The following is a 12,841-nucleotide window of genomic DNA, read 5'->3' as shown; positions in this document are numbered from 1 at the left end:
CGAGCATGTTACGGGGCCACCGACCGGTCGCCGCGGTCATTCCGCGGGGCAGGGTCGAGGCCGATGTCCTCGTTCCAGAGCTCCGGACGGGCGGCGATGAACTCGGTCATCAGCCCGACGCAGTCCGGATCGTCGAGCACCAGCACCTCGACCCCGTTCTCGGCGAGCCAGTCGTGGCCGCCGTAGAACGTCCGGGCCTCGCCGATCACCAGCCGCGACATGCCGAACTGGCGGATCAACCCGCTGCAGTACCAGCACGGCGACAGGGTGGTGACCATGGTGGTTCCGCGATAGGACGGCTGCCGGCCGGCGTTGCGAAAGGCCGCCGTCTCGCCGTGCGTCGACGGGTCGTCGTCCTGCACCCGGCGATTGCGCCCCCGTCCGAGTAGCCGGCCGTCCGCGCCGAACAGGGCGCCGCCGATCGGGATGCCGCCCTCGGCCAGGCCGAGCCTGGCCTCTTCCAGCGCGACCGCCAGCCAGGCGTGGGGGTCAAAGCTCGTCATCTTCCCGACCGTAGTACCCGGCAGGGGGATAGCGGCCGGTTGCCGTCGGCGTTTCACCGCACGGTGTGAGTTGCCACTGAGGGGTGCCGCTGAGGAGTTGCCGCGCAGGGCATTGCCCCGGTAGTCGGCGTCGCGGTTGCGATTAGGCTGAGGTGGCTGGCGGAGCTGACGCTCCGCTTTGTTTTATTGGGAGTGCCGTTGACGTCACCTGCCGGGCGCCGCGCGGACTACCGGCTCACCTTCGTGGTGCTGGCAGTCGGTGTCAGCACCTTTTCGCTGCTGCAGTCGCTGGTCTCGCCAGTGCTGATGCTGCTGGAACACACCCTGCACACCGACCAGAGCACGGTGACCTGGGTGCTGACGGCCTACCTGCTCTCGGCGTCGGTGTGCACCCCGATCATCGGCCGGATCGGCGACATGATCGGCAAGAAGAAAGTGCTGGTCGCGGTGCTGGCCACGCTGGCGGTGGGCTCGGCCCTGGCAGCGCTGGCCACCTCGATCTCGGTCATGATCATTGCCCGGGTCATCCAGGGCGCCGGCGGCGGCCTGATACCGCTCGCGTTCGGCATCGTCCGCGACGAGTTCCCCCGCGACAAGGTCCCCGGCGCGGTGGGCGCGATAGCGGCGCTACTGGCCGTCGGCGGCGGGCTGGGCCTGGTGCTGGCCGGGCCCATCGTCAATCTCCTCGACTACCACTGGCTGTTCTGGATCCCCTGCGGGGCGATGGTCGTCGCGGCGGTCATGACCTTCTTCGTGGTGCCGGAATCCCTGGTGCGCACTCCGGGCCGGATCAACTGGCTGGCCGCCGTCCTGCTCTCAGGCTGGCTGGTCGCGTTGCTGCTGGGCGTCAGCCAGGCGCCGGCCTGGGGCTGGTCATCGGTGTCGGTGCTCGGCCTGCTGGTCGCCTCGGTGCTGCTGGCGGTGTGCTGGGTAGTGGTCGAGCTGCGGTCCCAGCAACCGCTGATCGACATGCGGATGATGCGGATTCCGGCCGTTTGGGCCACCAACCTGGTCGCGTTGCTGTTCGGCGTCGGGATGTACTCGATCTTCGTGTTCCTGCCCGAGTTCGTGCAGACGCCGACTTCGACCGGTTACGGATTCGGCTCCAGCATCACCGAATCCGGTCTCATCGTGCTGCCGATGTCGGTGTCGATGTTCGGCTTCGGGGTGCTGTCCGGCCGGTTGGCGAACCGGTTCAGCGCCAAGGCGGTACTGGTGCTCGGCTCGGCGCTGAGCGTGGCGCCGCTGCTGATCATGGCCTTCGCGCATGGGCAGATCTGGGAGATCGCCGTCGCCACCCTGCTGCTCGGAGCCGGCTTCGGCCTGGCCTTCTCGGCGATGTCGAACATCATCGTCGACTCGGTGCCCAGCAGCCAGACCGGCGTGGCCAGCGGGATGAACGCCAACATCCGCACCATCGGCGGTTCGATCGGCGCCGCCGCGATGGCCAGCGTCGTCACCTCCGGCGCCTCGCCGGGCGGCCTGCCGAAGGAGTCCGGTTACACCGCCGGGTTCGCCATGCTCGCCGGCGCGCTGCTGCTCGCGGCGCTGGCCGGGTTGCTCATCCCGCCCCTGCGCGGCTTGCGTGACCAGCACCAGCAGGAACAGGCCGCGATGTCACATCCAGAACTGGCGATCGTGGCCGGCGGCACGCTGGTCGGCGACGAGCCGGAATGACCCCGCTCCGGTCGTCGACCGGGGCGTTGACAGAGTCCGAAGTTTGGATTCACGCTGTCCGGATCCGTCGCTTATGTGACCCAACGCACAGTGTGGAGAGATGCGTAAATTCTGGACTGGAGCTCTTGCCCCGGTATTCGCCCTGGCCGTCTTCATGCTCGGCACCCCCGCCGCCAATGCGTTCGGCACGGAGGTGCTCGGCTGCACGTACGGGTCGGCGTCCTGGACTGCCAACTCGTGCAGCGGTGCGTTTGACCTGGCCACGTTCTCTCCGAGCAACTTGTCCGGCGCTTACTCCTACAGTTGGCGCCACTGAAGCCGGGGTCAGGCCCTGTATCAACGGCTGCTGAGAGCGACCCGCCGCTGGCTGGGCGCCTGGTCCGGCCCAGCCGGCGGGGTGCGCCTGACGCATCGGTGATACCGAGTTGCGCTTCGGGCGTAGTGCGGGCACGCGGTCTGGCGTTCTGTCGGCGGTCGTCGTTAAGGTCGGGTTCATGACCGCCGCCCCCGGGTACTTGAGATTTCCGCACATCCGCGGTGACCAGCTCGCCTTTGTCGCCGAGAACGACGTCTGGCTGGCAGCCGCCGAGGGTGGCCAGGCCCGGCGGCTGACGGCCGAGACGGCGCCGGTGGCGCAGCCGAGGCTGTCGGCCGACGGCACGATGCTGGCCTGGCTGTCGCGCCGGCACGGCGCGCCCGAGGTGTTCCTGATGCCGGTCGCCGGCGGCGTCTCCCGGCAGCTGACCTTCTTCGGCCACGCCAGCACCACCCTGCTCGGCTTCGGCCCGGACGGCCGGGTGCTGGTCACGTCCTCGGGCTCGCAGCCGTTTCGCAGCTTCACCTGGTCCTACGCCATCGACGTCACCGATGGCGCCGACCCGACACCGCGGCGGCTGCCGTACGGGCCGGTGGGTTCGGTGGCGATCGGTGATCCGGCCGTGGTGGTGGGCTCCAGCGGCATCCGCGAACCCGCGCATTGGAAGCGTTACCGAGGCGGCATGGCCAGCCGGTTCTGGCTCGACGCACGCGGCGACGGCCAGTTCACCGAGCTGCTCGCCGAACTGGCCGGCTCCAAGGCCGCGCCCACCTGGACCGGGGACCGGCTGGCCTTTCTGGCCGACTTCGAGGGCCACGGCAACGTGTACTCGGTGGCTGCTGACGGTTCGGACTTGCGCCGGCACACCGACCACGACAGCTATTACGCCCGTCAGCTCAGCGGCGACGGCAGCCGGCTGGTCTACCAGCACGCCGGCCAGGTTTGGCTCCTCGATTCGCTGACCTCCGACTCCCAACCCCGCCAGGTCGACATCACGCTGGCCAGCAGCCGGTCGCTGCGAGCGGTCACCGGAGTCAAGGCCCCCGAGTATCTGGGTGACCTCGATGTCGACGCCACCGGCCGGGCCAGCGCGATCGAGGTCCGCGGCGCCATCGTCTGGCTGACCCACCGCAACGGGCCCGCGAGGGTGGTGGCCGGCACGCCCGGCGTCCGGCACCGGCTGCCGGCGGTGCTGGCAGCCCAGGACGGCGGTCAGCCCTCGGTGGCCTACGTCAGCGACGCCGAGGGCGAGGACGCCATCGAGATCGCCTCCGCCGACGGCGAGGTCCGCCGGTTCGGAGCCGGCCGGCTGGGCCGGGTGCTGGAACTGGTGGCCAGCCCCGATGGCGCCACCCTGGCGGCAGCCACCCATGACGGCCGGCTGCTGGCAATCACGACGGCCGACGGCGCGATCACCGAACTCGAGGCCAACCCCAACGGTGACTCGAGCCACCTGGCGTTCTCGCCGGACTCCCGCTGGCTGGCGTACTCAGCGCCCGAGCCGAGCGGCAGCGAGTTGCGCAGCATCCGGCTGGTCGAGCTTGCCGAGTCCCGGGTCACCGCCGTCACCTCGCACCGGTTCCGCGACACCGATCCGGTGTTCAGCCTGGACGGCAAGTACCTTGCCTTCCTCTCGGCGCGCACCTTCGACCCGGTCTATGACGCCCATGTCTTCGATCTGGCGTTTCCGCTGGCGATCCGGCCCTACCTGGTCACGCTGGCCTCGGCCACCCCGTCGCCGTTCGACCCTGAGCTCCTGGGCCAGGCCAACGACGAGGCCAAGGACGGGCCTGCCGCTGCGAACGGCGCGACCGGTGCCAGTGCCAGCGGGGACAGCGTGACCGGAGACGGCGTGACCGGAGACGGCGTGACCGGCGACGGCGCCAGCGGGCAACCGATCATCGTCGAGCTGGACGGCCTGGCCGAGCGCATCGTGGCGTTTCCGGTCGGGGCCGGCCGGCTGGCCGACCTGCGCGCTGCCAAGGACGGGTTTATCTGGACCGACAGCCCGGTCGCCGGCGAGCTCGGGGAGTCCCGCAACCCCGAGGATGACATCCGCCCCTCACTGCAGCGCTGGGACTTCTCCAAGCGCAAGCAGGTCGAGCTGGCCGCCCGGATCGACGACTTCGCAGTGTCCGGGAACGGCGCCAAGCTGGTCGTGCGCGACGGCAAGGCACTCAACCTGGTCCCCGCTGATCGCAAACCCGCTGAGGACGGCGAGGACACGATCTCGATCGACCTCGACCGGATCCGGCTGAGTGTCGACCCGCCGGCCGAGTGGCGCCAGATGCTGGACGAGACCGAGCGGCTGATGCGCGATCACTACTGGATCGAGGACATGGCCGACGTCGACTGGGCCGCCCAGGTCGACAAGTACCGGCCTCTGGTGGACCGGCTCGGCAGCCGCGACGACCTGTCAGACCTGCTATGGGAGATCAACGGCGAGACCGGCACATCGCACGCCTACGAGACGCCGCCGGCCGCCGCCCCGGACCCGATGCTGGCCCCGGCGTTCCTCGGCGCGGACCTGGACCGCGATGAGCAGGGCCGCTGGCGGATCGCCCGGATCCTCGCCGGGGACAACTCTGCCCGCAACGCCCGCTCACCGCTGACCGCTCCCGGGGTGAGCGCCGAATCAGGCGACCTGATCCTGGCCGTCAACGGACGCCCGGTCGGTCCCGCCGGTCCGGCCGAGCTGCTGCGCGGCACGGCCGACAAGCCGGTGGAGGTGCGGCTGTCCCGGGCCGGGCAGGAGCGGTCGGTGGTGCTGCGACCGCTGCCCAACGACACCGATCTGCGCTACCTGGACTGGGTGGCCAGCCGGCGGGCCGCGGTGCACCGGGCCAGCGGCGGCCGGATCGGCTATGTGCACGTTCCTGACATGGTGCCGACCGGTTGGGCGGCCTTCCACCGTGACCTGCAGATCGAGATCGGCAGGGAGGCGCTGCTGGTCGACACCCGGGACAACAGTGGCGGTCACACCTCCGAGCTGATCATCGAGAAGCTGGCTCGCCGGGTGCTGGGCTGGGTGACCGGACGCCACTCTCCGACTCGCTCCTACCCGTGGGGCGCGCCGCGCGGACCGCTGGTGTCGCTGGCCAACGCCTGGACCGGCTCCGACGGCGACATCGTCAACGCCGCCTTCCAGGCCATGAAGCTCGGGCCGGTCTTCGGCGCCCGGACCTGGGGTGGCGTGATCGGCATCGACGGCCGTTACAAGCTGGTCGACGGCACCCAGGTGACCCAGCCCCGGTACTCCTTCTGGTTCGAGAACTACGGCTGGGGCGTGGAGAACCACGGCGTGGACCCCGATGTGGTGGTGGAGATGCCGCCGCAGGCCTGGGCCGAGGGTGTCGATCCGCAGCTGCAGGCCGGCATCGAGCACCTGCTCGCAGAATTGGAGCGCCGGCCCACCCCGCCCCGGCCGGACCTGGCCCAGCGTCCTTCGCGCCGGGCGCCGGAGCTGCCACCACGACCCTGACCGGTGGTAAGGCAAGCGCTTACGGAGCGCTAGACTGTAGCTATTCATGTCGGCGCGGCTTCGCCTAAGAGAAGCGCGCTGGGCTCGTTTCAAGGATCGCCGCGCGGGATTGTCCAGCGCCAGGCTCATCGCCGAGACGTGCTATCAGTCTCGACGGGAAATTCTTCGTGACCTCGTATGCCCAGCGGCCTGCCGCTGCCCCCCGCACGTCCTCGCACCGCCCGGCCGGCTCCACCGGCTACCGGGGCTACGCCAACTCCGCCCCGGCCGGCTCGCGCGGGCGTCCCTACGCCAAGAACCACACCAAGGCCGCCGGACGCGGCCCGTTCGACGATCTGCCGTTGACGGTCCTGGACCTGGACAACCTGCCCAGCTTCGCCGAACTGGGGCTCGGCAAGCCGCTGACCCAGGCGCTGAGCCGGGCAGGTGTCACCACCCCGTTCCCGGTTCAGGCCGCCACCATCCCGGACGCGCTGGCCGGCCGGGACGTCCTCGGCCGGGCTGCCACCGGAGCCGGCAAGACGCTGGCCTTCGGACTGCCCATGATCGCCCGGCTGGAAGGCGAGAAGGCCCGGCCACGCCGCCCGCGTGGCCTGGTGCTGGTCCCGACCCGCGAGCTGGCCATGCAGGTCTGCGACAGCCTGGCGCCGCTGGCCCAGGCCCGTGACCTGTCACTGCGGCTGGTCGCCGGCGGGCTGCCGATCCAGAAGCAGATGCAGGGTTTGATCCGCGGCACCGACATCGTGGTTGCCACCCCGGGCCGGCTGGTCGACCTGATCGAGCGGCGGGCCTGTGACCTGTCCGACGTGCAGGTGACCGTGCTGGACGAGGCCGACCACATGGCCGACCTCGGCTTCCTGCCGGTCGTGCGGCAACTGCTGGATCAGACCCCGGCGGGCGGCCAGCGGCTGCTGTTCTCGGCCACCCTGGACGGCGACGTCGCCAGCCTGGTCACCGAGTACCTCACCGATCCGGCGATCAAGGCGCTGGCCTCACCTCGCGCCACCATCGACACCATGGACCACCACGTGTTCCGGGTACCGGCCGGTCACAAATGGCAGCTGATCACCCAGATCGCAGCCCGGGAAGGCCGCACCATCCTGTTCGTGCGCACCAAGTTCGGCGCCGAGCGGCTGGCTGACAACCTCAACCGGGCCGGCGTCGCGGCCAACGCGCTGCACGGTGGCCGCAGCCAGGTTCAGCGCACCCAGGCCTTGAACGGCTTCAAGAACGGTACGGTGAGCGCCCTGGTGGCCACCGACGTGGCAGCCCGGGGGATCCACGTCGATGACGTCTCACTGGTGCTGCACGTCGACCCGCCGGCCGACTCCAAGGACTACCTGCACCGATCCGGACGGACCGCCCGGGCCGGTGAGTCAGGCCTGGTGGTCAGCATCGTCACGCCGAACGACGAGCGCGCCGTCCGGTCGCTGATGACCGGCGCCGGGGTGCGTCCCGAACAGCGCGACATGCTGCCCGGCGATGTCACGATGCGGGCCCTGACCGGCGCCCGCGAGCCGTCCGGGGTGCCGGTGGTCCCGCCTGCGCCCAGCCGCCGCGAGCTCAACCGGTCCGAGCGGGCTGACCGGCCCTGGCGTGATCGTCCGGGTTCTCCGACCTCCGGCCGGGAGCGCTCACCGCACGGCAAGCCCCGTTTCGAACAGGGCCGTCCGGAGGCCAGGCCCGCCCGGCCGACCGGGCGCGCCGGCTCGTCCAGGGCTGCCGGGCGCGGCTCGCACAGCTAGTTCTGCCAGGACGGGTGAGATGACGGATGACCACGGCCGGCGGAGCAGATGTGATGATGTGCGGTGATGTCCGCCGACCAGTCCACCGAGCCGAGCCGGCCGCCGGGGACCGCCAGCCAACTCGCCGAGGCCTCCGGCGAGCTGGTCGCGATGTCGTTTCCCGGCGCGCGGCGGATCGCGGGCTGGTTGTTCTGGGTGGTGTTCCCGGCGCTGTGCCTGGCCGCCCTCGCCCTGGTGGCGTTCAACATCGCCACGCATATCGGGGACCGGCCCACCGGGATCCGGGGCAGTTTCGTGGTCAGCCCCCGCACCTGCGCCCAGGGAATCTGCTCGTTCGGCGGCTTGTTCACCAGTGACGACGGGACCATCAAGAACCTGCCGCTGCTCGGTGATCCCCGCTGGCACTCCGAGACCGTGCACCAGGTCGTGCACGACCCGAGCAGTGTCGAGGTGACGGCCCTGCCCGGCCACTGGGATCCGACGCCGTCGGTCATCGCGGGCCTCGGAGCTGTGACCTACCTGGGTCTGGTGGGCTCCTTGGTGCGCGGAGCCCGGCGGGATCGGCGACACTAGACACAACCAGCACGAGACGGCGGCACGAGTGGTGCCGCCGCGCAAGCCCGCCGCGATCGCGGTCGCGGATCGGGACCAGCCCGCCGCGCGGAGTTATCGCAGCTGACGAGAGAAGAGTCATGTCCGACCACAGCGCTGCCCAGATCGGCAACGACGCCGTCCGTTCCTCGATTCGCAACGTCGCGATCGTCGCCCACGTCGACCACGGCAAGACCACCCTGGTCGATGCGATGTTGTGGCAGTCCGGCGCCTTCGGGGCCCACGAGCACATCGACGAGCGGGCGATGGACTCCAACGACCTCGAGCGTGAGAAGGGCATCACGATCCTGGCCAAGAACACCGCGGTGAACTACGTCTCGCCCGAGGGCGAGAAGATCATCATCAACATCATCGACACCCCGGGCCACGCCGACTTCGGCGGCGAGGTGGAGCGCGGGCTGTCGATGGTGGACGGCATCGTGCTGCTGGTCGACGCCTCCGAGGGGCCGCTGCCGCAGACCCGGTTCGTGCTGCGCAAGGCGCTGGACGCCAAGTTGCCGGTGATCCTGGTGATCAACAAGGTCGACCGGTCCGACAGCCGGATCGCCGAGGTGATCGATGAGACCTACGAGCTGTTCCTGGACCTCGACGCGACCGAGGAGCAGATCGACTTTCCGATCGTCTACGCCTGCGCCCGGGACGGCAAGGCGTCGCTGGAGCGGCCCGAGGACGGCACGGTTCCCAAGTCCGATAACCTGCAGCCGCTGTTCTCCACCATCCTCAACACCATCCCCGCCCCGTCCTACCGGACCAACGCTCCGCTGCAGGCGCACGTCACCAACCTGGACGCCTCGCCGTTCCTGGGCCGGATCGCGCTGTGCCGGGTCTTCCAGGGCACCATCCGCAAGGGTCAGCAGGTGGCCTGGTGCCGCCATGACGGCACCATCCAGCAGGTCAAGATCACCGAGCTGCTGATGACCGAGGCGCTGGAGCGCAAGCCGGCCGAGAGCGCGGGCCCCGGCGACATCATCGCGATCGCCGGCATCCCGGAGATCATGATCGGCGACACGCTGGCAGACCTGGAGAACCCGGTTCCGCTGCCGCTGATCACCGTCGACGAGCCGGCCATCTCGATGACGATCGGCACCAACACCTCACCGCTGGCCGGCCGGGTCAAGGGATCGAAGGTCACCGCCCGGCTGGTCAAGGACCGGCTGGACCGGGAACTGGTCGGCAACGTCTCGCTGCGGATCCTGCCGACCGAGCGCCCGGACACCTGGGAGGTTCAGGGCCGTGGCGAGCTGGCGCTTGCCATCCTGGTGGAGCAGATGCGCCGGGAGGGTTTCGAGCTGACCGTCGGCAAGCCCCAGGTGGTCACCAAGGTCATCAACGGCAAGGTGCACGAGCCGGTCGAGCGGCTGACGGTGGACGCCCCGGAGGAGTACCTGGGCGCCATCACCCAGCTGCTGGCGGTCCGCAAGGGCCGGATGGAGACCATGACCAACCACGGCACCGGCTGGGTCCGGATGGAGTTCCTGGTGCCCTCGCGAGGCCTGATCGGATTCCGCACCGAGTTCCTCACCGACACCCGCGGCACCGGCATCGTGCACCACGTCTTCGAGAAGTACGAGCCGTGGTTCGGTGAGCTGCGCACCCGCGGCTCGGGCTCGCTGGTGGCCGACCGGGCCGGTGTGGCCACGCCGTTCGCCATGATCAACCTGCAGGAGCGCGGCACGCTGTTCGTCGAGCCGACCACCGAGGTGTACGAGGGCATGCTGGTCGGGGAGAACTCCCGCTCCGACGACATGGACGTCAACATCACCAAGGAGAAGAAGCTCACCAACATGCGCCAGTCCTCATCGGATGAGTTCCAGCACCTGGTGCCGCCGCGCCGGCTGTCGCTGGAGCAGTCCCTGGAGTTCTGTCGCGAGGACGAGTGCGTCGAGGTCACCCCGCAGACAGTGCGGATCCGGAAGGTGGTCCTGTCCCAGCAGGACCGTCAGCGCCAGCGCGGTAGCCGCTTCAAGGCCAGCCAGTAGCCCCGTTCTGTTCCGCCATCGTGCGGCCCGGAACGTCGCTGTACGCACCGGATCAACGACGTTTCGGGCCGCGCAATGGCCGGGATGGCTACAGGTTGGGGCCTTCGGCGCGAAGTTTGTCGACCTCGGACATCGCTTCGCGCAGGCTGGCCAGCCACTCGTCAGCGTGCTGGCCGACCAGATTCACCGCCCAGGACAGCGCCTCTGACCTCGACCGGGCCACGCCGGCGTCGACCAGGGTGTCCAGCACCTGGCGCTCGGGCTGACGCAACCGGGTCATCACCGGGATCGACAGGTGGGTGAAAAGCACCCGGGTGTCACCGAGCCGGGCGCCCCAGGCGACCTTGCGGCCATAGCGGGCCTCTGCCTCGGCCGCGATCTTCATCCGTTCGACCCTGGTCTCCTCCCGGAACCGGCTGATCCGGCCGGCCGCCGCCGCGTCACTCTGACCCTCCGAGGCCTCGACGCTGACCGGCGGCAGTTCGCCCGTCACGATGATCTCCTCGCGGTCCACGCTGACCGAGGCCGGGCCGATGAACCAGTCCGAGGGCAGCCGGCCGGCGAACCAGTCCGCCGCGTCATCAGCCGGCGGCAGCTCGGCCTGCTGCCAGCCCCCGGGCCGTCCGAACCCACTGCCACGGCGCGGTCCGCCCGGGCCACGCCGCCCCCGACCGAAACCGGCGCCGAATCCCGGCCCCTCTTCGGCTTCTTGATCCGGTCCGGCAGAACCGGCCCGGCGAGACTTCTTCTCCTCATCGGAACTCATCACGTGCCTCCTCATTACATCGACGTATTAATTACATGATTACACCTCGATAATGAGTACGGCAAGCCTAGGTCACTGGCTGCAGATCAGCCAGCGAAGCGCGTTCAGCGGCAGAGGTCGCGAAGACGGCAGCAGCCGGCAAGCCTCGATCAACGGGTAGCGGGGGCAGTGGCAGCGGTCCTCGCCATCACGTTGTCGCCGGCCGCGTAGTCGGTGTCCACGATGCGACCGTCCCCCGGCCGGTGCACCCGGCTGCGCGACAGGTCCTTGGTGATGAAGGTGCGCAGCAGCCAGCGGTCCTCACCATTGCCGTGGTGCCGGAACGAGCTCCTGCCGTGGAAGGCGTCGTGGTTGTCGATCAGCAACAGGTCACCGGCCTCGAGCCGGGTATCGACCACCGCCTCGGAGGCCACCGCGTAAAGGGTGTCCAGTGCGGCCTGCGCCTCAGCGTCAAGGCCCCTGGTCTCGGCGAAGTCGCAACGGATCCGAGGCCGCTGCGGATCGCCGTCCAGCACCCGGACGGGCCCGATCAGGATGGGTTCGGTGAGCCCCGAGCCGCGCAGGAACGAGCCGTCGACCGTGGTGTAGAAGCGCGGTTCGCTCAGGACCGCCAGGGTCCGAGAGTCCAGCAGCGGCAACAGGATCGTCGTCGAGGCAAGCACCGTGCGCGCGATGCGTTCGGGGTCCGGGCGCAGGCAGAGCAAGCCGATCACATCGGCCCGGTAGTCGGTGAACACCGTCTCGCAATGCAGTTCCAGCAATGTGCGACTGGAGATCGACTGCTGGGTGTCCTCGAAGCCCTTGACCGGCAGGATGTCCTGGATGATCTGGCCGGCAAGCTCGGGCTGGAAGCCGAACTGCTCGCCGATCAGCGCCGAGGCCAGGCTGAACACCCGGGCCGCCGGCAACCGGATGCCCAGGCCGTAGTCGGCGTGGTCGGGCGTCGGCGGCAGCGGGTCGACCGGCAGGTTGCGGATCAGCATGCCACCGGCGCTGTCACCGTTCCTGCGGAAGTTCAGCGCCGCCCGCCTGATCCGCTCGGGCAGCCGCGAGCTGAGAAGCTGCGCGGCCATGACGTATTCCTCCGTCCCGGTCACCGGGTCATGGCTGGCCAGCTCGTCGGCCAGCATCCGAAAGACAGCCTGCTCCTCCTCGGTGAGACAGATCTGGGTGGGGAAGATGTCACTCATTGGCTACTCCAGCGGGTTTGGCCTGTACTGAAAGGGGACTTCCTGATTAGAAGAGGATCGGTGAAGGGCGGATGGATACACCTTGTCTTGTTCGTACAACGGGTTCAGTCGTCGGCAGCGGTAGCAGCCGGTTGGGTGGCGCCGGCCCAACGGTCGTGTTCGAGCCCGCGGATGCGTTCCTGCGCGGTGTGGTCGACGCCGGCCATCGCCCGCCGCAACAGCGGTGGAGCCATCAGCGACGTCACCACGGCGACCAGGACGATGATCGTGTAGGTCGAGGTGGAGATCACGCCGAGACGCAGCCCCGCCATGGCGACGACGATCTCGACCACGCCGCGGGCGTTCATGCCGGCGCCGAGGGCGAATCCTTCGCGGGCAGACATCCGGGACAGCCGCGCGCCGAGGAACGCGCCGGCGAACTTGCCGATGACGGCCACGCTCAGCACCACCAGCGCTGAGAGGGCCACGCCTGGTTGGGCCAGCGAGGCCAGGTCCATCCGCAGGCCGGCGGTGGCCAGGAAGATCGGCGCTCCCACCCACAGCACGAACGTGCGCAACGGCGCCAGCCGGAC

At 69.6% G+C, this 12,841-nt stretch carries 9 protein-coding genes; 5 read left to right on the top strand and 4 right to left on the bottom strand.

Annotation, left to right across the window (positions count from 1 at the left end; all coding sequences use genetic code 11):
* Positions 1-8: 8 nt before the first annotated feature.
* On the bottom strand, positions 9-503 hold the full coding sequence (locus VF557_16785) for a nucleoside deaminase (protein ID HEX8081870.1): 495 nt from the start codon (positions 501-503) through the stop codon (positions 9-11).
* A 198-nt stretch (positions 504-701) separates the two neighbouring features.
* Here VF557_16785 and VF557_16780 point away from each other — a divergent pair, with 198 nt between their 5' ends.
* From VF557_16780 to typA, 5 genes are all read left to right on the top strand, one after another.
* Positions 702-2,180: an MFS transporter gene (locus tag VF557_16780; GenBank protein ID HEX8081869.1), complete on the top strand. Its 1,479-nt coding sequence runs from the start codon at positions 702-704 to the stop codon at positions 2,178-2,180.
* 494 nt (positions 2,181-2,674) lie between these two features.
* Positions 2,675-5,977, top strand: coding sequence for a PDZ domain-containing protein (locus VF557_16775; GenBank protein ID HEX8081868.1), 3,303 nt, complete (start codon positions 2,675-2,677; stop codon positions 5,975-5,977).
* Between the two features lie 167 nt (positions 5,978-6,144).
* Entirely contained in the window at positions 6,145-7,722 is a 1,578-nt protein-coding gene (locus VF557_16770; protein ID HEX8081867.1) for a DEAD/DEAH box helicase, read from the top strand.
* Between the two features lie 66 nt (positions 7,723-7,788).
* The gene (locus VF557_16765) at positions 7,789-8,295 is read left to right on the top strand and encodes a hypothetical protein (GenBank protein HEX8081866.1); all 507 of its coding nucleotides are present in this window, start codon (positions 7,789-7,791) and stop codon (positions 8,293-8,295) included.
* A gap of 119 nt (positions 8,296-8,414) precedes the next feature.
* Positions 8,415-10,313, top strand: coding sequence for a translational GTPase TypA (typA, locus tag VF557_16760; protein HEX8081865.1), 1,899 nt, complete (start codon positions 8,415-8,417; stop codon positions 10,311-10,313).
* Positions 10,314-10,401: 88 nt separating this feature from the next.
* Here the strand turns inward: typA and VF557_16755 are convergent, their stop codons facing one another.
* The 3 genes from VF557_16755 to VF557_16745 form a co-directional block, all read right to left on the bottom strand.
* Positions 10,402-11,079 (bottom strand): hypothetical protein, encoded by a 678-nt coding sequence (locus VF557_16755; protein ID HEX8081864.1) that lies wholly within the window; start codon positions 11,077-11,079, stop codon positions 10,402-10,404.
* Positions 11,080-11,228: 149 nt separating this feature from the next.
* Positions 11,229-12,269 (bottom strand): TauD/TfdA family dioxygenase, encoded by a 1,041-nt coding sequence (locus VF557_16750; protein ID HEX8081863.1) that lies wholly within the window; start codon positions 12,267-12,269, stop codon positions 11,229-11,231.
* A gap of 104 nt (positions 12,270-12,373) precedes the next feature.
* The coding region (locus tag VF557_16745) for a cation:proton antiporter (protein HEX8081862.1) at positions 12,374-12,841 on the bottom strand (468 nt) is incomplete at its 5' end.

The sequence above is a fragment of the Jatrophihabitans sp. genome, from assembly GCA_036389035.1.
GTDB lineage: Bacteria > Actinomycetota > Actinomycetes > Mycobacteriales > Jatrophihabitantaceae > Jatrophihabitans_A.
The sequence above is the reverse complement of the archived record's forward strand: the minus strand, read 5'-3'. Positions and strand labels throughout refer to the sequence as shown.